This is a genomic window from Achromobacter sp. SLBN-14, from assembly GCF_006715415.1.
GTDB classification, from domain to species: Bacteria; Pseudomonadota; Gammaproteobacteria; order Burkholderiales; family Burkholderiaceae_B; genus Achromobacter; species Achromobacter mucicolens.
In genome coordinates this window covers 5,323,308-5,344,254 of the sequence record NZ_VFNE01000001.1, presented here as the reverse complement: position 1 = coordinate 5,344,254, position 20,947 = coordinate 5,323,308, and the positions used below count along the sequence as shown (strand labels likewise).

16 protein-coding genes are annotated in these 20,947 nt (G+C 65.7%); 8 read left to right on the top strand and 8 right to left on the bottom strand.

Annotated features, from left to right (window positions below):
• The first annotated feature begins 64 nt into the window (after positions 1–64).
• Positions 65–901, top strand: a complete 837-nt coding sequence (locus FBY20_RS24465) for an alpha/beta fold hydrolase (protein WP_056318536.1) — start codon at positions 65–67, stop codon at positions 899–901.
• 96 nt (positions 902–997) lie between these two features.
• Here FBY20_RS24465 and FBY20_RS24460 read toward each other — a convergent pair whose 3' ends face one another.
• Positions 998–1,828, bottom strand: coding sequence for a DUF4189 domain-containing protein (locus FBY20_RS24460; RefSeq protein ID WP_255452477.1), 831 nt, complete (start codon positions 1,826–1,828; stop codon positions 998–1,000).
• Between the two features lie 300 nt (positions 1,829–2,128).
• Between FBY20_RS24460 and FBY20_RS24455 the strand changes: the two genes are divergently transcribed.
• Positions 2,129–2,695, top strand: a complete 567-nt coding sequence (locus FBY20_RS24455) for a hypothetical protein (protein ID WP_056318534.1) — start codon at positions 2,129–2,131, stop codon at positions 2,693–2,695.
• A 26-nt stretch (positions 2,696–2,721) separates the two neighbouring features.
• Here FBY20_RS24455 and FBY20_RS24450 read toward each other — a convergent pair whose 3' ends face one another.
• The gene (locus FBY20_RS24450; RefSeq protein WP_160144434.1) at positions 2,722–6,063 is read right to left on the bottom strand and encodes an autotransporter outer membrane beta-barrel domain-containing protein; all 3,342 of its coding nucleotides are present in this window, start codon (positions 6,061–6,063) and stop codon (positions 2,722–2,724) included.
• 656 nt (positions 6,064–6,719) lie between these two features.
• Between FBY20_RS24450 and FBY20_RS24440 the strand changes: the two genes are divergently transcribed.
• Positions 6,720–8,054, top strand: a complete 1,335-nt coding sequence (locus tag FBY20_RS24440) for an MFS transporter (protein WP_056318531.1) — start codon at positions 6,720–6,722, stop codon at positions 8,052–8,054.
• A gap of 12 nt (positions 8,055–8,066) precedes the next feature.
• On the opposite strand, the gene FBY20_RS24435 is transcribed toward FBY20_RS24440, so the two are convergent.
• Entirely contained in the window at positions 8,067–9,980 is a 1,914-nt protein-coding gene (locus FBY20_RS24435; protein WP_174245447.1) for a radical SAM protein, read from the bottom strand.
• 68 nt (positions 9,981–10,048) lie between these two features.
• On the bottom strand, positions 10,049–11,254 hold the full coding sequence (locus FBY20_RS24430) for a S9 family peptidase (protein WP_142055093.1): 1,206 nt from the start codon (positions 11,252–11,254) through the stop codon (positions 10,049–10,051).
• A gap of 135 nt (positions 11,255–11,389) precedes the next feature.
• Between FBY20_RS24430 and FBY20_RS24425 the strand changes: the two genes are divergently transcribed.
• The 3 genes from FBY20_RS24425 to FBY20_RS24415 are packed head-to-tail and all read left to right on the top strand — an operon-like array spanning position 11,390 to position 14,256.
• Entirely contained in the window at positions 11,390–12,043 is a 654-nt protein-coding gene (locus FBY20_RS24425; protein WP_056318528.1) for a hydrolase, read from the top strand.
• Positions 12,044–12,056: 13 nt separating this feature from the next.
• Positions 12,057–12,356, top strand: coding sequence for a XapX domain-containing protein (locus FBY20_RS24420; protein WP_142055092.1), 300 nt, complete (start codon positions 12,057–12,059; stop codon positions 12,354–12,356).
• Positions 12,349–14,256 carry an amidohydrolase gene (locus FBY20_RS24415; protein WP_142055091.1) on the top strand — a complete coding sequence of 636 codons (1,908 nt, stop codon included), beginning with the start codon at positions 12,349–12,351 and terminating at the stop codon, positions 14,254–14,256. The genes FBY20_RS24420 and FBY20_RS24415 overlap by 8 nt, the downstream gene beginning before the upstream one ends.
• A 58-nt stretch (positions 14,257–14,314) precedes the next feature.
• Here FBY20_RS24415 and FBY20_RS24410 read toward each other — a convergent pair whose 3' ends face one another.
• The 4 genes from FBY20_RS24410 to FBY20_RS24395 all read right to left on the bottom strand — a co-directional run bounded on the left by FBY20_RS24410 (position 14,315) and on the right by FBY20_RS24395 (position 18,661).
• Positions 14,315–15,325: a tripartite tricarboxylate transporter substrate binding protein gene (locus FBY20_RS24410; RefSeq protein WP_063954246.1), complete on the bottom strand. Its 1,011-nt coding sequence runs from the start codon at positions 15,323–15,325 to the stop codon at positions 14,315–14,317.
• Positions 15,326–15,466: 141 nt separating this feature from the next.
• Positions 15,467–16,579, bottom strand: coding sequence for a cyclic nucleotide-binding domain-containing protein (locus tag FBY20_RS24405; protein WP_142055090.1), 1,113 nt, complete (start codon positions 16,577–16,579; stop codon positions 15,467–15,469).
• Positions 16,580–16,726: 147 nt separating this feature from the next.
• Positions 16,727–17,653 carry an AraC family transcriptional regulator gene (locus tag FBY20_RS24400; protein WP_142055089.1) on the bottom strand — a complete coding sequence of 309 codons (927 nt, stop codon included), beginning with the start codon at positions 17,651–17,653 and terminating at the stop codon, positions 16,727–16,729.
• 108 nt (positions 17,654–17,761) lie between these two features.
• A complete protein-coding gene (locus FBY20_RS24395; RefSeq protein WP_142055088.1) occupies positions 17,762–18,661 on the bottom strand; it encodes an alpha/beta fold hydrolase in 900 nt (299 codons plus the stop codon).
• A gap of 88 nt (positions 18,662–18,749) precedes the next feature.
• Between FBY20_RS24395 and FBY20_RS24390 the strand changes: the two genes are divergently transcribed.
• The gene (locus FBY20_RS24390) at positions 18,750–19,136 is read left to right on the top strand and encodes a MerR family transcriptional regulator (RefSeq protein ID WP_056318505.1); all 387 of its coding nucleotides are present in this window, start codon (positions 18,750–18,752) and stop codon (positions 19,134–19,136) included.
• A gap of 50 nt (positions 19,137–19,186) precedes the next feature.
• Positions 19,187–20,911 (top strand): SulP family inorganic anion transporter, encoded by a 1,725-nt coding sequence (locus tag FBY20_RS24385; RefSeq protein WP_056318503.1) that lies wholly within the window; start codon positions 19,187–19,189, stop codon positions 20,909–20,911.
• Positions 20,912–20,947: the final 36 nt, after the last annotated feature.

Sequence of the window (20,947 nt, the reverse complement as noted above, 5' to 3'; positions counted from 1 at the left end):
TTTCCCGGCAGCGCGTAAGGCCCTAGTCTATCCCTGCGGTCCAACTAACCCCGGAGAACCCGACATGAGCACGATCACTACCCCCGACGGCGTTGAAATCTTCTTCAAGGATTGGGGCCCCAAGACGGCCCAGCCCATCATGTTCCACCATGGCTGGCCGCTGTCCGGCGATGACTGGGACGCCCAGATGCTGTTCTTCCTCGCCCAGGGCTTTCGTGTCATTGCGCACGACCGCCGCGGCCACGGCCGCTCGGCCCAGGTCAGCGATGGCCACGACATGGATCACTACGCGGCCGACGCTGCCGCAGTCGCCCAGCATCTGGACCTGCGCAACGCCGTGCACATCGGGCACTCCACCGGCGGCGGCGAAGTCGCCCGCTACGTCGCCCGCCACGGCGAGCCGCAGGGCCGCGTCGCCAAGGCCGTGCTGGTCAGCGCCGTCCCCCCGCTCATGGTCAAGACCGAGTCCAATCCCGGCGGCACGCCCATCGAAGTATTCGACGGCTTCCGCAAGGCCCTGGCCGACAACCGCGCGCAGTTCTTCCTGGACGTGGCCGCCGGCCCGTTCTACGGCTTCAACCGGGAAGGCGCCAAGGTCTCGCAGGGCGTGATCAACAACTGGTGGCGCCAAGGCATGAACGGCGGCGCCAAGGCGCATTACGAAGGCATCAAGGCCTTCTCCGAGACCGACCAGACCGAAGACCTGAAGGCCATCACGGTGCCCACGCTGGTACTGCATGGCGACGACGACCAGATCGTGCCGATCGACGACTCGTCGCGCCTGGCGGTCAAGCTGCTCAAGAATGGCACGCTGAAGGTCTATCCCGGCTTTCCGCACGGCATGCTGACGACCCACGCGGATGTGATCAACGCCGACCTCCTGGCGTTCATCAAGGGCTGATCGGCCGGTGAAAACAAAAAAAGGAAGGCGCCGCCTTCCTTTTTTTTCGCTTGTCGCTTCGGGCTGCCTGGCCGCCAGCAGCCTTGGCCACGGCGCCTACTTCGGCTTTTCGTCCAGGCCGGCATAGCCATCGATATACGCACGGCCCGAACAACGCACCATGGCGACGCAGGCCGGGCTGCCGGTCTTGGCCGTGCACGTCGCGCGCGACTCGTCGCGGGCGGCCTTCGGATCGGGGTTGAGCGCCGTGAAGCTGGTGCCGCGGCCCTTGGCACCCTTGGCCCAGGCCATCCCCACGCAGCTGTCCGTGTACGTCAGCACCTTGCGGCAGTCCTTGCAGTCTTCCCAGTCCAGCAGTTTGGACAGGGCGTCCTTTTCGTTGGGATAGCCATCCGAGTACACCAGTCCGCCGGTGTCGTTTTCGGCGATGGCGCCCCAGTATTCTCGTTGGTTCATCTTCGCGGACAGACTTTCCAGCTCCGCCTTCGAGGCCCGCAGGGGCGCCCGCATGTCGGCGGCGCTGTAACCCGGGCCCACGCACAGCGGCATGGTGGTCAACCGGCACTTGCCATCGGGGCTGCCGGCCGTGCAGCGGCGCATCGCCTTCTTGGCCGCCATCTCCGGCGACACGCTGTTGCCCGGAAACAGATCCTGGACGGAATTACGGGCGTACACCATGCAGCTGTCGGAAAACCAGCTCAGCACCTTGCAGTCCTTGCCGCCCGCCTTGCGGCATTCGGCAAGCGCGGCCGCTTCTGCCGACTTGCCCCCGGTTTCGGGCAATACCCAGTAAATCCGCGAATGCTTGCCGTCGGTGGCAATGCCGCCATAGAGCTTTTCGGCATGCGCCATCGGTGAGGCCAGCCCCGCCACCAGGGCCAGGGCGGCAAATGCGGCGCGGATCAGGAATTGAAAGCGAGCGAGCATGATCGTCACGAAGTCCAGTGGATTGGGCGGGGACGATCTTAGCGCAGCCTGCGCCGGTTCTGTCCCTGTATGCAGCGACGTTGCGGCATATTAGGTAACAAAATTCACACATGGTCTGACGAAATCTGGCCCCTTTTTTCGGTAAAAATGTCGCACTTCACGACGCGGGGGATCGTTGCCTCGACCTGCGTCACCCTGCGCAGCGGGCGCCCCTTCATCGGCGCTCCGTCACGAACAGAAACAAGCGGCCCGCCCCTCGTCTGATCGAGGCCGGTCGGCTCGGGAACCTGGACAACACACATGAAGTCGCCTCAGCATTCCAACCGAAACCGCGGACCGATTCTCCTGTTCACGGGCCTCTTTGCCGCGCTGGGTCTGGCCGGCTGCGCGCCGATGCCGACAGGCGGAAGCTCCACCCTGCCCTCGCTCAGCCAGGTGTTCAAGTCCGGGCTGTCGTTCTCGCCTAGCGTGAACGTGGCCAAGAACATGGAAGGCCGCTCCATCGACGACGCGATCGCGGCGCTGGGCGAGCCCTCCAAGGTCCGTGCGGTCGGTAACACCATGGAGCTGGAATGGTCCGACTTCCAGTCTGCTCCGTACACGGAATGGGTCGTGGACAGCAGCAGCCAACAGGTCGTGGGCATGATCCCCGGCAACAGAAACGCGGCGCCCACGCCGGTCTTCCAGACCAACACCACGGGCCACTATGCCAACCGCACGCGCGTCTATGAATGCAAGGTGCTGATGCGCATGAAAGACAGCGTCATCGTCGACACCAGCGTGGACGGCAATGTGTGCCCGGAATTCATTTCGGCCCTGCGCAAATGGGCCGGCGAGGCCGAGGCCAAAAATTACGTGGTGAACTAAGCGCCGGGCGTGATGATCCTGAATCGCTAGAAAATGATCTTGATCCCGGCATTGAGGTTATAGCTGCTTGACTTGCGGCTGCCGATACCTTGCTCGGTGCCCGCTTGAACATTCAGGAAGGTGTTGCCGCCCAACAGGCTGTCGTACCCCAGCGTCAGACCCGCTCGCGGCCCGCCAAGTTTGTTCTTGAAGGTGATGTCTCCCTGCGTGGCCGTGGCATAGCGGCTTGACGAGTGGCCTGCGGTGGTCAGCAGATTGACCGTCGCCCAAGCCGTACTGGCCTTGGCGGAATCTCCATCCCATGTCTTGGACAGACGCATGCCCAACCGGCCGGTCAAGCTGTTCACGCCGGGAAACTCCACCGCGCTTGCGTCGTCCTGGCTGCCCGAGAACTTGATCCGTTGATAGATCACCTGCGCCTGGGGCTCCAGCCGGAGGTTGCTGGCTTCGTCGCCGACGGCGAATGATTTTCCAGCCTCCGCCGAGATCAAGCCGCCCCAACCCGTGGTGTTCAACTGGCCTTCGCCGGCCGCCGAGTTCGCCTTGACGTCGTAGCGGCTGACCTGCGTGACCAGATCCAGATAACCGCCCTTTCCGTCCAGCAGCGTGTAGTAGCCACCCAGGCTGTATGCCGACTGATTGCTGCGCCCGGCATCGACGGTTTCATTGCTGACGTTCAGATAATGGTCCACGTCGGTCTTCATGGTGCTGGCAGACGCAAACACCCCCGCACTGCGGCGCGACAAGCCTTGAAAGTCCACATACACGTCGGTTCCAAGTTGGACGCCCGCCACGCTGGAGCGCGTCGCGATGTCCTGCGCGGCCAACCCGGTGCCATTGCCGCGATTGCGCCCAGTGTCGGCCAGGGCGCGCACCCATACAAAGGGGTAAACCTTGCGGGCCAGGCTCTCGGTGGATCCCATCCGTTCGTTCAGCGTGCCGACGGTCAGTTCGCCATGGCGCGCGGCCTGATTGCCCAGTTGGGAATACAGCGAAACCTCGGGCCGCGCTTCGGTGCGCACATACCAATTATGCGGAGACGCCTGTACGCCATTGACGACACTTGATCCGTGTTGCAACCGATAAAGAAAAGCCCCTCTGCGGTTAGCGCCCGGCGTTTCCTCCCGTTGCACGAACGCGTTGTCGGTCGGGCCATTTGCCTCGACCACCATCACGCCGTCGCCCGTAAGCGCGTCCCCAACGGAGGATTCACCCATTTGCAGAACCAGATGCGTCGTTCCGACGGCGCCGCCGTTGAGCCGAATGAGATCCGTGAACCCGGTTTCCGTCGACTGCACATGCAGCTGAACGATACCGCCCTGGCCGTTCAGATTGTTGGCGACCAGCACGGTGCCGCCAGATGGGCCAATGGCCGTGCCGGGCGGCATGAAGTTGATGCGGCCGGCAAGGTTGATCTCGCCAGCGAAGCTGATTGCGGTCCCGTGACTGGTGGTCGCGTATGCGGGGTTGAATGCGGGATTGTCCGGGTCCGTGAACATGTTCCAGCGGCTGGAGGCATCCACATTCAACGTGTCCGGCAAATACATCCAGCCGTTCAACTCTGCATTGCGCAAGGTCAGCGTGTGTTGCGGCGGGAACTTTGCCATGACGCCCGCCACGCTAGACATCGAGCCCAGCGTCGTACCGTCAATGGCTAGTTCGCCCTGGTACAGGTGTGTCAAGCCGGTGTAAGTCAGCGGGCCCGTCAGCGTCGTCAGGCCCGAGCCCGCTTGCACCACGTCCCCCGTGCCCGCAATCGCGTTGGCGATCACGACGTCATCCGCGCGGTTGAACACCAGCCTGCCGTGGTTGATGACGGCGCCGCTTCCGATGGCGCCGCTTGTGCCGCCCGCGCCGAGTTGCAGCGTGCCGGCGTCAATCTGCGTGACGCCATGGAAGTTGCCGTCTCCTGCTATGGCCAGCGATCCGCCGCCCGTCTTGGCAAAGCCGCTGCCGTCTCCGGTCAGCACGCCATGCAGCACCGACTGCTGTCCGTCGCCGACGCTAATTGCGCCCGTGCTGTTGACGACCACGTCATGATGGAGGACCGCATCGTCCTGGAGCTGCAGCGTTCCGCCGTCCAGCGTCACGGCATCGAGCGTGCTGCCTAGACTGTCGCCGCTGGCGATGGCCAATGTGCCGCCCTTGATGCGCCAGGGCGTGCGTGCCTGCGTGGGCGCATTGATCAATTGCCAGGTGCCTTCGGAGGTTTTCTCGAAAGCAGAGAAGCCCTGGTAGACGTCGTTGGTGGCGCCAACGCCCCCCGCGGCGCCCAGCTTCGACACGTCGAAGGCCATTGACGCGCCCGTGATCGGGTCGACGCCCGCCTCGCCATCGAGCACGAGCGTGTTGTTGGTGGATCGTGTGGCGTCCACCGTGCCTTGGATTTCGCTGCCGGCCTGCAACCGCAGCACCGAATTGTGGGCCGTGTCGGCGTACAGGATCGCCACCGATTGCCCCGACCCCGTGCCCGGGACAATGCGGCCGGCGTTCGTGATCACGGTGTTGGAGCCCAGGACGTGTATGCCATAGCCGCCCAACGACGTGCCGCCAGCGCTTGACCCATTAGGTCCGCCCACAGCGCCGCCGCCTCTGCCTCCCAAGCCGCCGGGTGCGCCCCCACCGCCGCCTCCGGCGCCGGTCTGGTTCGACACCGTGTGCTCGGCGTCTTTGCCATTCAGGTTGCTGGACGCGCCGGGCTGCCCGCCGGCCGCGCCCAGGTCTGTACCGCCGCCGTCCCCGGCCGCCCCCCCGCAACCACTATCGGCGCCCGCCCCGCTTCCGCAACCAAAGGGATTGATGCTGCCTCCCGCCCCACCGCCGCCCCCGCCATACCGATAGTTACCCGCGGTCCCATCCAACCCTGGCTGACCGCCGTTGCCACCGTCGCCTGGCAGCATGGGCACTGATACTCCTTGTTCGTTGTTCCAGGGAATATCGCCGCCACCGCCGCCGCCGCCGCCCGCGCCGCCTACGCCATCGCCGCCTCGCCCTCCTGCGGCCGACCCCCGGTTGTACGAGCTGCCGCCGCCGCCGCCGCCTCCGCCACCGGCCCCCCCTTGCAGCAGGTCGCGGTTGGTCAGCACCGCGCCGTCCGAGGCCAGCTCGACACCGTGCCCGCCCTGGCCGCCATTGCCCCCGTCGCCGCCGCTGCCGCTTACCTGGCCCCCGCCCCCGCCCCCGCCGCCGCCACCGCCGCCCGCGCCGCCGATCAGGCGTTCCGCGTTCTCGAACGGCGTGGTGTCCGTGATCACGACCGCGGTATGCCCCGCGCCGCCATCGCCGCCCCGCATGCCGGTCGCGCCGCCCAGGCCGGCCACCCCGCTATCACCGATGATGTCCGCCAGCGCCGAGACCGGCGCCAGCAACGCCACGCCGGCGATAAAACACGTTGCGCGGCGGCGTTTGAAAACGCTTGGTCCAGAGTTTCCGCGATCGGTGAATATGGAATTTTTTACTTTGGCGTGACCGGTTGCCTTTGAAACCGCATACACGCCGCTTTCCACAGAATCGCACCCTGAGCGCATTTGCCCCCCTTGCATAGATTGGCTGTTAAAACCACGTCGTCAACGCGCCATGCGAGTAGATTGGAAGCGGCGCAGCCAATTCCATTCCGTCGCAAACGACGCAGGACGTTCGCATCAGGGGTCAATGCTAGGAAACTCTTCCAGATAAATATTGAGCACAAATACTCGGATTTAGTCTGATTAATCAGAAATTCACATTTCCCGCACCGCGATTTTCTTGATTGACGCGAACCGAAATGAATATTCGGCAATAACGCGGGTCTCTTCCAATATGCCTATTAAGAGCCCGCGCGCGGACGGACCGGGACACCGCGGCAATCGGCGCTACAATCCGCGCCGGATTCCCGCCGCGCGCGCCTTGCGACGCCCGGCCCGCGCCCAAGCGCATGGCATTGCCCTCCCCAAGCCAGGCGAACCATGACGCATCCCCCCAACCCCATTGATCGTTTGTCCGGTCGCACCGGATGCTTTGTGCTGTTCTGGAAATCGAGGATTTCATGTCTCGGCAGTTGTTGGGCCTGGTGCTCGGGCCCCTTCTTGGCTTGTTCGTTGTCTGCATCGGCAACGCCTTCATCTCTTCCCTGACGACCTTGCAGTTGGACGCGGCCGGCGAGTCGGCCACCGTCATCGGCATCATTTCGTCGTCATACTTCATCGGTCTGACGCTGGGCGCGATCTTCAATGACCGCCTGATCCTGCGCATCGGCCATATCCGCGCCTACAGCAGCTTTGCCTCGCTCATCGCCGTGACGGTGCTGCTGCAGGGACTGATCTTCAACCGCGAAGCCTGGTTCGTGCTGCGTCTGATCAACGGGTGGGCGAGCGTGGGCGTCTTCCTGGTCGTGGAAAGCTGGCTGCTGCTGGCGGGCGACGCCAAGGTGCGCGGGCGGCTGCTGGCGCTGTACATGATCGCGCTGTATGGCTCGGGCATGTTGGGCCAGCTGGAATTGGGCGCCATCACTCAGTTGGGCCCCATGGCGCCGTTCATGGTGGCCGGCCTGCTGGCGTCGCTGTCCGTGATGCCCATGGTCATCATTCCGCGCGTCTCGCCGCTGGTGGAACGCGTCGAGCCGTTGCTGCCGCAGCATCTGGCGCGCATGACGCCCACGGGCGTGATGGGCTGCTTCGGGTCGGGCGTCGCGATTGCCGCCGTCTACACGCTGCTGCCGCTGTATCTGCAGCGTATTGGGCTGGACGTTGCCGAGGTCGGCAAGATGATGGGCGCCGTGATCCTGGGCGCCATGGTCCTGCAGTATCCGGTGGGACGCTGGTCGGACCGGCGCGACCGGCAGGTGGTGCTGATCGCGTTGGCCGTGTTCTGCGCCGTTCTCAGCGTGCTGATCCTGTTGCTGCCGCCCGCCTCGCCGCTGCTGATGCCGCTGTTGTTCCTGCTGGGCGGTGGCGTCTTCGCCATTTATCCGGTGGCCGTCAGCCATGCGGCGGATCGCGCGCCCGCCGACGCGCTGGTGCGCATGATCCAGGGCTTGCTGCTCATCAATTCGCTGGGCTCGGCGCTCAGCCCGCTGGCCATCTCGCCCGTGATGACGAAGTTCGGCGAAGCGGGCCTGTTCTGGTGCTTTGCGCTGCTCAACCTTGGGCTGGTCACCTTTTTCGTCTGGCGCCGCAACGAGCGTCCTGCGCCGGCGCCGGTGGCACCCTTTGCAGCGGCCGCGCAGATGTCGCCGGTGGGGGTGGAACTGCGCGTGACCGAAGACCTCTTCCAGGGCGCGCTGGACCACGAGATGACCGAGGACCTGACCCACGCGGTGCCCGGCGCCGAGGCGGCCGAGCCCGTGCTTTCCACGGTGCAGGAGGCTCCGCCGGCGGCCTGACCGGCGGCTGCATCAGCCGCGCTGGTTCAACGCGCGCGCGATGCGATTGCGCGCCACCGTCGTGCGTGGCACCTTGAACGGGAACCAGCTGCGCACGTCCTCTTCCAGCCCGATGCCGTGCATGAAGTTGTAGATGGCCTTCTTCAGGCCCTTGCCCAGCGCGTCGTGATCCACGCCCGTGGGGTCATGAAAGCCCACGTCGTTCTTGGCAAACGTGACCTCGGGCAAGGGTTTGAGCGTGATGCCGTATTCGTCCGGATTCTGGCCCACCGGCGAATGCACCGTACAGGCGAAGCGGTGAAAGAACCCGCTCTGGATGCAGTCGTTCTCGAATAGCTGGCGCACGTACTCCAGCGCATCGACAGTGTCCTGCACAGTCTGCGTCGGAAAACCGTACATCAGGTAGGCGTGCACCAGCACCCCGGCATCGCTGAACGCACGCGTCACGCGCGCCACCTGGTCGATCGACACGCCCTTTTTCATCAGGTTCAGCAGCCGGTCCGAGGCGACCTCAAGGCCGCCTGAAACCGCAATGCAGCCGCTGTCGGCCAGCAGTTCGCACAGTTCCGGGCTGAAGGTCTTTTCGAAGCGGATGTTGCCCCACCAGGAAATCCCGGTGTTGCGTTCGATCAGCTCGGCCGCCAAGGCTTTGAGCGCCTTGGGCGGCGCGGCTTCGTCGACGAAATGAAAACCCGTCTGCCCGGTCTCGGCCACGATGGTTTCGATGCGATCGGCCAGCACGGAGGCCGACGCGCCCTCATAGCGGCCGATATAGTCCAGCCCCACATCGCAGAAGCTGCACTTTTTCCAGTAGCAGCCGTGCGCGACGGTCAGCTTGTTCCAGCGGCCGTCGCTCCAGAGCCGGTGCATCGGGTTCAGCATGTCCAGCAGCGACAGATAGCGGTCCAGCGGCAGGCCGTCCCACGTGGGCGTGCCCACTTCGGCAAATGCGACGTCGGGCTCGACCAGGTTGATGTAGCGCACTGCGCCGCTGTCGGCATCGCGCACGAAGGTGCGCACCAGGCGCTGGCGCGACCGCTTGCCCTGCACGTGTTCCAGCAGCGCCAGCAGCGGACGCTCGCCGGCATCCAGCGTGACGAAATCGAAGTAATCGAACACGCGCGGGTCTTTCAGTTCGCGCAATTCGGTGTTGACGAAGCCCCCACCCAGCACGGTGACGATGCTGGGGTCCTGCGCCTTGATGGCCTGCGCGATGCGGAAGGCGGCGTACACCGCGCCCGGAAACGGCACCGACAACAGGACCATCGTCGGCGTATGGCGTGCCAGGGCGGCCTCGGTCAGTTCACGAAGCGTCTCGTCCACCAGGTTCAGCGGGGCATCCAGCGCCTCGGCCAGCGGGTCGAACGTGGGCTGGCTGCCCGCAAGCGATTCGGCATAGCGCACGAACTCGAAACGCGGATCGATCGCGTCGCGCAGCACGTCGGCCAGGTCATTCAGGTACAGCGTGGCCAGGTGCTTGGCCCGGTCCTGCAACCCCAGCGCGCCGAACGCCCAGCCCAGGGGATCGCCGCCGTCCTCGTCCATGTAGACGTCCAGCGTCGCAAACCGCGGCCCTTCGGGCAGGTAGTTACGCCCAGCAATGCGATGCGCCAGCGTGGGGTCGCGGCCTTGCAGAAAGGCGATCACCGGGCCGATGGTGGCCAGATAACGCGACTGCATGGCGACGAATGCCTGGATGGGCTGCGTGTGCTTTTCCAGGGGCAGCGCGTCGATGCGGCTTGCCACGGCCCGCAGGCCGTCGGCCGAGAGCAGGCGCAGCACCAGGGCCAGCGCCAGATCTTCCTGGAACGCAGTGACGTCGCGCGACCGCAGAAAGCCGGTCAGGTAGGCGGTGGACGGATAGGGAGTGTTCAGCTGCGTCATCGGTGGAATCACCGACAGCACGCGCAATGGCAAGGTCGACATGAGGCACGGCAGGGCTGCCGTCAGAAAGCGGGGATCGGATGCAATTATAGGCAGCCCGCCTTCGCGCCCTATAAGACGCCGTCCAGCCAGTCGAGCACGCGGCGGTTCAAGAGCGACCGGTTCGCCGATTCGCAATGATCGCCGGCGCCCTCTTGCGCCGTGAAGCGCAGCAGGGTCTTGGGGCAGCGCAACTGATCGAAGAACTGCTGCGTGCCGGCTGCAAGCGGGTCGTTTTCGGCCAGTGTTACAAGGGTGGGACACGTGATGTCCTGGATACGGCCGTCCAGGGTGAATAGCTCCACCGCGCGCAGGTAGTCGCGCAGATTATCCACGCCGTGCACCCAGAAGCCGCGCTGCACCACCTTCCACGTGAGAGCCGGACTGGATGAGACGAACTGCCACAGGCGGTCCATCACGGGCCCTTCCAGTTCACCCATGTTCGCCGCGCCTTCCGGACTGGCGCCGAGCTTGACCGCCAGCGGCCGGAACAGGCCCGCGACGCTCCATTGCCCGGGGTCCGCAATGCAGGCCGCAAGCCGCGGTTCGCCCGACGCCGCGCGTGGCGCCAGATGCCCGCCCAGGCTCCAGCCGCTGAGGGCAATTCGGCTTGCGTCGACGATGGGCAGCGCGACGGCGCAGTCCACCACCGCGCTCACTACCGTCTCCCAATCGGGACGCATGGGCACGCCCTGTTCGTAAAGCATGCCGCCCTGCCCGGGGCCGTCGAACACCAACGCGTGGTAGCCCCGGCGCGCGGCGGCCACGGCGCTCGCGAAGTACATGTCGGTCACCGTGGCGTCATAACCGTTGGTGAAGATGACGAGCGGCCTGATGTCGGCCTCCTGACCCGCAGCCGGCACCAGATAGGCAGGCATGTACGCGCCGTCCAGCGCAATGCGCATCGGCCTGACCGGATGCGCGGACAGCGCCAGTCCCCGGTCGAACGCCGCCATCTGCTTGCGAAAGGCCGCAAGCAGCCGCGCGTCCGTGGGCGCGCCGTACAAGGGCCGGTAAGCCGTCGAATAGAAGGCGCTGGCGCGCAGATGCAGTTCACTCGCGCTGGCAAGCAGGTTGCGGCGTTCAGCGTCTTGCGCCTCGGCGGCCAGACGGTCGCCCGCCGCCATCCAGGCCTCGAAGAACGCAGTGTCGTCGCCGCTACCCACCGCGCGGCCCACCGCCAGGATTTCTCCCAGATCCGCCCCGCCATAGGACAGGTAAGCGACCGGCCGCGTGCCGAAATCGTCATGCAGTTCGTTCTGGAAAGCCAGGCCCATGAGTTTCTCCTGAGTCGGGACAGCAACGCCGCCGCAATCACAATCTACAAACCGGCGGACTATCGTTCAATACGGCAGGCCGGCCGGCTGGCACATTGCGCGGGTCCTCCATTATGGCAACCGAAGGAGTCATCCATGCCCATCAATGCGACCCCCACGCCCGGCGCCAAGCTGCTGTCCCCGCACGACCACACGCTCATCATGATCGACTTCCAGTCGCAGATGGCGTTTGCCACCCATTCGATCGATGCCGTCACACTGCGCAGCAACGCTGCGCTGGTGGCCCAAGCCGCCGCCGGCTTTGGCGTGTCCACGATCCTGACGACCGTTGCCGAAAAGCGCTTTTCCGGCCCCATGTTCGAGGAAGTCACCGTCCCGTTCCCCGGCCGGCCGCTGATGGACCGCACCTCCATGAACACCTGGGAAGACGCCGCCGTCATCAAGCAGGTTAACGAAATCGGCAAGAAGCGCATTGTGCTGGCGGGCCTGTGGACCAGCGTGTGCATCGTCGGCCCGGCCCTGTCCGCGCTGGACCAGGGCTTCGAGGTCTATGTCATCGCCGACGCCTGCGGCGACGTGTCCGCCGAAGCCCACAACCGCGCCATTGAGCGTATCGTTCAGGCAGGCGGCCAACCCATCACGGCATTGCAATACCTGCTGGAGATGCAGCGCGACTGGGCGCGCATCGATACCTACGACATGACGACTGGCATCGCCAGCAAGTTCGGCGGCGCCTACGGCCTGGGCATCCTCTACGCCAAGTCCATGTTCAACGCCCACGAAGGCTGACAGGAGCATACCCATGAAGGTCTACCTTGTATCGTTGGGACTCGGCCTGCTGGTCGGTATCATCTATGCCCTGTTCAATGTGCGATCGCCGGCGCCGCCCGTCATCGCCCTGGTTGGCCTGCTGGGCATCCTGGCGGGGGAGCAAATTCCCCCGCTGGTCAAGCGCCTGCTGGCGGACGAGCCCGCCCGCACGTCCTTCATCCATGAACAGGTAAAACCGCATATGTTCGGCGAACTGCCAAGCTGCCCCAAACCGTCCGCCGACACCGCCCAACAACCCGCCGATGCATGTGGAGACAAGCGCAATGGCTGATACCCTGGACCCCGCGCCCCAAGGCGCCCCCGACCTCATCCTGCATCAGGGCCGGTTCACCACCCTGGACCCCGCCAATCCCATCGCCGACGCGGTCGCCATCAAGGACGGCCGGTTCACGCGCGTGGGCGCCGCTGGCGACATTCTGCCGCTGGCCGGCCCGGCCACCCGCATCATTGCGCTGGGCGGACGCGGCGTGCTGCCCGGACTGATAGACAACCACCTGCACATCATCCGCGGCGGCCTGAACTACAACATGGAACTGCGCTGGGACGGCGTGACCAGCCTGGCCGACGCCATGGCCATGCTGCGCCGCCAGGTGGCCATCACGCCCGCGCCGCAGTGGGTGCGCGTGGTCGGCGGCTTCACCGAACACCAGTTCGCGGAAAAGCGCCTGCCCACCATTGAAGAACTGAACGCCGTGGCGCCCGATACGCCCGTGTTCATCCTGCACTTGTACGACCGGGCGCTACTGAATGCCGCCGCCCTGCGCGCGGTCGGCTACGACAAGAACACCCCGGCGCCCCCCGGCGGCGAGATCGTGCGTGACTCGGCCGGCAACCCGACCGGGCTGCTGCTTGCCAAGCCCAACGCGTCGATCCTGTACGCCACGCTGGCCAAGGGTCCCAAGCTGCCCTTCGAATACCAGCTCAATTCCACGCGCCACTTCATGCGCGACCTGAACCGCCTGGGCGTCACCGGCGCCATCGATGCGGGCGGTGGCAACCAGAACTACCCCGAGGACTATCAGGTCATCCAGCAACTGGCCGACGCCGGCCAACTGACGATCCGCCTGGCCTACAACCTGTTCACGCAAAAGCCCAAGCAGGAAAAGGAAGACTTCCTGAACTGGACGGCCACTTCGCAGTACAAGCAAGGCACCGATTATTTCCGCCACAACGGCGCGGGCGAAATGCTGGTCTTTTCCGCCGCCGACTTCGAAGACTTCCGCCAACCGCGTCCCGAAATGGGACCCGAGATGGAAGGCGAACTCGAGGAAGTGGTGCGCATCCTGGCGCAGAACCGCTGGCCCTGGCGCATGCACGCCACCTACGACGAGACCATCTCGCGCTCGCTGGATGTATTCGAACGCGTGAACAAGGACGTGCCGCTGGCGGGGCTGAACTGGTTCTTCGACCACGCAGAGACCATCTCCGAACGCTCCATCGACCGCATTGCCGCCCTGGGCGGCGGCGTGGCCGTGCAGCATCGCATGGCCTACCAGGGCGAATACTTCGTCGAACGCTACGGCCCGGGCGCCGCCGAAGCGACGCCCCCCGTCAAACGCATGCTCGAAAAAGGCGTCAACGTGTCCGCCGGCACCGATGCCACCCGCGTGGCGTCCTACAACCCGTGGGTATCGCTGTCGTGGCTCATCACCGGCAAGACGGTGGGCGGCCTGCGCCTGACGCCGCAACGCAACTGCCTGGACCGCGATGCTGCCCTGCGCATGTGGACCGAGAACGTCACCTGGTTTTCCAACGAGCAAGGCAAAAAGGGCCGCATCGCCGTCGGCCAACTGGCCGATCTGGTTGTGCCGGATCGCGACTTCTTCTCTTGCCCCGAGTCCGATATTGCGGACACCAGCAGCCTGCTCACGGTCGTGGGCGGCAAAGTGGTCTGGGGCGCGGGTGAATTCGCGGCGCACGACGAGGCGGCGCCGCCGCCCGCCATGCCCGACTGGTCGCCCACACGCCTGTTCGGCGGCTACGGCGCCTGGGGCGACAGCGAAGGCAAGCCGCTGCAGGCCACCCTGCGGGAAGCCGCGGCCGCCTGCGCCTGCGCCAACGACTGCAATGTCCACGGCCACCAGCACGCTGGCGCCTGGGCCAGCAAACAGCCCGTCTCCGACCTGAAAGGATTCTGGGGCGCCCTGGGCTGCGCCTGCTGGGCGGTCTAGGGGCGCATCACGCGGCCGAGGCATTCCCCCCTCGGCCGCGCGTGTTACGCCTGAACCGTCACTTGGCGGTGATTCCCCCTTCGCGGATGACCTTCGCCCATTGCTCGATCTCCGCGTTCAGGCGCGCCTTGGAAGCGTCCACATCCAGCGGGTCCGCGTAAACACCTTGCTGCAGCATCTGGGCCTTGGCGTCGTCCTTTGCCAGCGCGGTGGTCAGCGCCTTGTTGATCTTGGCCACGATGGGCGCCGGCGTGCCGGCAGGCGCCATCACCCCGAAGAGCGAACTGACGTTAAAGCCGCTGAAGCCTTGCTCTTCGGCCGTGGGAATGTCCGGCAACATCGAGATGCGCTGCGGCGTAAGCACCGCCAACGGACGCAGCTGGCCCGACTTGATGAAGGAGATCGCGGCGGGCACCGTCTCGGTCATCGTCTCGACCTGCCCACCGACCAGATCGGTCATGGCCGGCCCGCTGCCGCGATAGGCCACATGCACAATGTTGACGCCCGCGATCTGCTTGAACAGCTCCATGGCCATGCGCTGCGGCGCGCCGGCGCCCGAAGAGGCAAAGTTGAGCTTGCCCGGATTGGCCTTGGCGTAGGTCACCAGTTCGGCCAGCGACTTGATGGGCAGCTTGGGATTGACCACGGCCACCAGCGGCACGAAGCCGACCACCCCCGCGGGCACCAAATCCTTGCGCAGGTCGTACGCAATGCTGTCTTTCTCCAGGGTCGCCATGACCGAGTGCGAGGTCAAGGCGCCCATCAGGAGCGTATAGCCGTCGGGCTGCGCGCGCGCTACCTCGGCGGCGCCGATGTTGCCGCCTGCCCCGCCCCGGTTCTCGATGACGACCTGGCCGCCGATCGCTTCGCTCAGGCGCTGGCCCACGATGCGCCCGATCACGTCGGTCGCGCCGCCCGGCGGGTAAGGGATGATCAGACGGATGGGTTTGCTGGGGTAGCTGTCGGCGGCCTGCGCGCAAGCCTGACCGGGCAAGGCGAACGCGGCAACCGCGATAAAGCCGGCCGCGACGATATGGACGCGCTTGCGCGCGGCGTGCTTACAGATCATGGTTGTCTCCCGATGCGCTCTTCTGGCTTGAAAGCTTTAAGCGCATGTTCGCAAACTACCGGCTGCGAAAAGGGAAAAATAATTATGGTCTGACTAAAAAATCCTTGCGGGTATTAGGGCTTCTGGATGAGCGACCGGCGGTCAATGCGCCGACGCATCCAGAAACCGATGCACAATCCGCACCGCGGCGGCGCCCTCTGCGATGCACGCCAGCACGTGTTTCACCGACCCCGCGCGCGCCGCGCCCACCGCAAATACGCCCGGCTGCGAACTTTCGTAATCGCGCGCCCGCATCGACCCCGCTGCGGCCAGGCCCGTATGGATATAGCCCTGGTCGTCCGTATCGAGCCACCCATCCAGCCACGCGGTATTCGCTTGAGCGCTCGTCCCTGGGCCATCGCCAGCCTGCGTTCCCGTCGCCACGATCAGGCTGCGCGCCTCGATCATCCGGCCGTCGTCCAGCCACACGCGGTAGGGATAACTCCCTCCGTCAAAGCGGCTGACGGTGCGTAGCGGCAGCAGGTGCGCGCCAAAGCGCCTGCTCTGATCCTCGGCGCGGCGCAGCAGCGGGCCGTCGCACAATCCCGTGATCGTGCCGGGAAAACCGTTCAGTATGTCCAGCCCGGGCGCGTCGCCGCAGGACAGCGCCCCGCCCACCAACAGGGTTTGCAAGCCCTCGGACGCGGCGTAGGCCGCAGCGGCCAGGCCTGCGGGGCCGCCTCCGATCACCGCCAGATCCATCACGGGGTCTTCCTGCCCTGCCCGCGCTGTCGAGCGCAGAATCGCGCCGCCATAGGGCCGCTGGCGCAGGTAGCCGATGCGGCGCAGCACGAATGCGCGCAGGATGATTTCCGCCATCGGCCGGTGTTCCAATATCAGCGACTCGAGCGCCGGGCGACTCAGGCGCAGCAGCCGGCTTGGGGTGCTGGCGCGCACGGTGACCGAGTTCGGCCTGTCCGTGAAGAGGTCCAGGCTGCCGGTGAATTCGCCGTCACGATGCACAAGCAGACTGCGCAGGATGCCGCCCGTTTGCGCTTCCAGCACCTCGATGTACCCGTGCAGCAGGATGTAGAAGGCGGCTTCGCGGTCGCCGCTGTTGAGCAGCACGCAGCCCGGCTCGGCTGAAACTTCTTCGCCGTACGCCGCGGCGCGCTCGATCATGCCGCTGGGCAGCATGGGAAAGGCCTGGGCGTGCAAGGCGGCCAGATCGGCGGGCGGCGTGGCCGGTGCGGCGCCGGCGGCAAGTCGACTCATGGGGACGCTATCGGATCATCCGGGAGAATGGGCGGGATATTGCGATGACGTTACTGCCGGGCAGCGCCCGCGTCTTGCGCACTTGCGTCCTGATTTGTATGAAAGCGCCATGCGCGTTGCATGGCCTGTCGCGGAGCGGCTAATGGGTCACCGGCCGTGTTCCCTGCGCCAGGCGCCGGGCGCCACGCCCACCACGCTGGTGAACACGCGGGTCATGTGCGCCTGGTCGGCAAAGCCGCACAAAAGCGCGATGTCGGTGATCGACCGGCCCGGTGTGCGCAGCAACTCCTGCGCTTTTTGCACCCGTTGCTCTAGCAGCCACCGATGCGGCGTGGTGCCGACCGTTTGCCGGAACGCCTTGATGAAATAGCTGCGCGACAGATTGCAGGCCTCGGCGATATCCGCAATCGACGCGTCTTCCCGCAGCGACGCCAGCAGCATGTCCTTGGCGCGCGCCTCCAGTTTGCGCGATAGCACACGGGCACCGCCCGACGCGGCCCATCCGCTGGTGGCCCCGGCCCCGTATTGCGCCAGCAGGTGCGTGCCAAGGGCCAGGTTCAGATGCTCCACGAACAGGCTGCTGGTCTGCGCGGGATTTGCCACGACGCTCGCCAGCACCTGCGAAAGATGGCCCAGCACCGGATCCGGCTGCCCGGCGCGCGGCGTCAGGCTGCTGACGCGCGTCCCACCCTTCTCGTCGTTGATCCGCTCGATGAAGGCGCGCGACAGCTCGACCAGCAGGAAGTCGAAACCGCCCAGCATGTCGGCGCGGTAATCGTCGGTGAAGTCGCGGATGTAGATCGAACCCGCATCGAAATCATGCGTGGACGCGTGATGACCGTGCAGGATGCGACGGCGATGACCGCCCTGCAGCGCCACGCCCACGAGAAAGCCGCGATCGGACGCGGGCGTCTGCACGCTGCCGAAGTAATCGTGGTGGGTGCGCTTGCGATAGAGCGTCAGCCCGCCGCCATGGAATTCCTGGTCCAACGCCAATTGGCTGGCCGAGCAACCCAGCGTGTCGGTGGGCCGCGCCGGTTGCGAGCCGGAAATCAGGGGTTGGGTGGCGGGCATCGGATATGTCCAGATCAGGGCGAACGCGCTAACGGGCTCGAAGATAGCAGGCGATGCTGCTTCGCAACAAGCAACATTTGGCAAGCATCCCCGGCCCGCCCGGGCCCGTCAGCGGGCGACGACGCTGTCCACAAACGCCGCCAGGTCCCGGTTAAACCTGTCCGCTTCCTCCATGAACGGCGCGTGCCCCGATGCCGCGTATACCGTGCTCTTGACGCGCGGGTTCAGTTGCCGCGCCCGCTCGATCGACGGATGAGGCTGGACCAAGGCGTCGTTTGCTCCGTAGATCAGCAGCAGAGGCTTGCGCGCCGAGCCAAGGCCGCGCGCCGCCGCGACCGTCATGCCTTGCACGGCGGCCTGCATGTCAAAGGACGCCATGGCGGCATTGGCCAGCAGCCGTTGGAATGTGACGGCGTCGGGCGGCTGCGCAAAGCACAGACCGATGAATTCGCGCTCCGCGTCCAAGTGGGTTTTCAGGTCGGGGGACACCATGTCTCGATACAGCGCGGGATGCTGCACGATCTGCTTCGGATCCAGCTCGATCACACCCCCCACATAGACGGCGCCCGCGATTCCCGCATCGCCGTACGCGGCGAGGTAGTTGGTCGTCACGGCAGCGCCAAGCGACCAGCCGACGACCACGGGGTCCGCGGCCCCGGTCGCCTTCATCACCGCGGCCAGATCGTCGGCCCAGCGCCGGCCGTCTGTATACGCCGCCGCGTCCGCCGGCTTGCCCGATAAACCATGGCCGCGCAGGTCATAGGTGATCAGCCGGTATCGTTGCAGCGCAGGGCTGGCAAGCTGGGCCTCCCAGTTGAGGTGGCTGCCCAGCAACCCGTGCACGAAGATGACGGGCGGGCCATCGGCATTGCCGGCCTCCTGGACGGCGAGCAATACGCCATCGGGCGCCTTGACGGTGTATTGCAGGGGCTGCGCGTGCGCGGCCGCCGAGGCCACGATGACCAAAACCGCCGCCGCCACCCGGCGGAAAAAAGTTCTGCGTTGCATGCTGATGCATCCGAAAGATTGAAGGACGGCCAGTCTCAACCCTCACACCCATGTCAAGGTCAAGTCCCCATCTGCTAATCTTTCCCGCATGAAAACGCCCGCGCCTTCCCCCCCCATGTCGATCGGCGAGCTTGCCCGCAGAACGGGCGCAAGCCTGCGTTCGCTGCGCCACTACGACGACCAGGGTCTGCTTGTCTCGGCCCGGGCGGACAATGGATACCGTACTTTTCCCGCAGCCGCCGTCACGCAAGTCAGGCAAATCCAGCGCCTCATCGCTGCCGGCTTCTCGTTGGCGGAAATCCGCGGGTTTCCCGATTGCATGCGGCTGATCGAAGGCGCTGCGGCATGCCCGGAGACGTCCGAGGTGCAGCGCCGGCGGCTGGCATCCGTCGAACGCCAGATCGCCGACCTGGAGCGCCGCCGCGCCCGGCTGCGCCAGATGCTGGAAGATTCCGCCCCCCCTTGCCCGCAATGAAACGCGGATAAGTCCCCAAGCTGTAGCGCACGCTTTCCTACCGGAATTCCATGGCTACCGAAACGCCCCGCCGCCCCGTCCAGAATGCGCCGCGCTGGTTGCGCTGGCTGCCCGGCCTGGCGTTGTTGCAGTCCTATCAGGCGGCGTGGCTGCCCAAGGACATTGCCGCCGGCCTCGTCCTGACGACCATGCTGGTGCCGGTGGGCATCGCCTACGCCGAAGCCTCGGGCGTGCCCGGCGTCTACGGCCTGTACGCCACCATCATCCCGCTCCTGGCGTATGCGTTGTTCGGTCCAAGCCGGATCCTGGTATTGGGACCGGATTCCGCGTTGGCGGCGCCCATCCTGGCTGTCGTGCTCAGCGTCTCCAACGGCGACCCCATGCGCGCCATCGCCGCGGCAAGCATGATGGCCGTTGTCTCGGGGCTGTTCTGCATCGTGATGGGCTTGATGCGCCTGGGGTTCATCACCGAGCTGTTGTCCAAACCCATCCGCTACGGCTACATGAACGGCATCGCGCTGACCGTGCTGGTCAGCCAGTTGCCCAAGCTGTTCGACATCTCCATCGATGACGCCGGCCCGCTGCGCGAGATGCAACAGTTGGCGCTGGCCGTGGCCGATGGCCAAGCCCATTGGCCAAGCTTGGCAGTCGGCGCCGCAAGCCTGGCCGTGATTCTCTTGCTCAAGCGCTTCGATCGCGTGCCGGGCATCCTGATTGCCGTGATCCTTGCCACGCTGGCGGTCAAGCTTTTCGGACTGGACGCCCAGGGCGTCAAGGTGCTGGGCGAGATTCCGCAAGGATTGCCAAGCTTTGCGTGGCCGTGGCTCAGCAACGCCGACCTCGTCAAGATCGTGCTGGGCGGCTGCGCGGTGGCGCTGATTGCCTTTGCCGACACCAGCGTGCTGTCGCGCACCTACGCGGCGCGCACGAACACGCGTGTGGATCCGAATCAGGAGATGGTGGGACTGGGGGTGGCGAACCTGGCAGCCGGTTTCTTCCAGGGCTTTCCGATCAGCAGCAGCGCATCGCGCACCCCGGTGGCCGAGGCGGCGGGGTCGCGCACGCAACTGACCGGCGTGGTCGGCGCGGTGGCCGTCGCCGCGCTGCTGATCGCCGCGCCGAATCTGCTGCGCCACCTGCCCAACAGTGCGCTGGCCGCGGTTGTGATCGCCGCCGCCATCGGTCTCTTCGAATTCAGGGATCTGCGGCGCATCTACCGCATTCAGCAATGGGAGTTCTGGCTGTCCATGCTGTGTTTTGCGGGTGTCGCCGTCTTCGGCGCGATCCCCGGCATTTGCCTGGCGGTCGTCATCGCCATCATTGAATTCCTGTGGGATGGGTGGCGCCCGCACTTCGCGGTGCTGGGCCGCGTGCCGAACTTGCGCGGCTATCACGACCTGAAGCGTTATCCGCATGCCACGCTGATCGACGGACTGGTCCTGTTCCGCTGGGACGCCCCGCTCTTTTTCGCCAACGCCGAACTCTTCCAGCAGCGCCTGCTTGAAGCCGTGGAGGCCTCGCCCACGCCCGTACGGCGCGTGGTGGTGGCTGCCGAACCCGTCACCAGCGTGGACGTCACCTCAGCCGACATGCTGCGCGAACTGTGCGAAACCCTGTCGCGCGAAGGGGTCGCGCTGCACTTCGCGGAAATGAAGGATCCCGTGCGCGACAAGCTCAAGCGTTTCGAGCTGTCGCGGCTATTCAGCGACGACCGCTTTCATCCGACCGTCGGCAGCGCGGTGGACGATTACCTGCAAGGCGAACGCGCATCCTAGACCCGCCTTCCTTTTGCCGCGCTGGACCGCGACGCA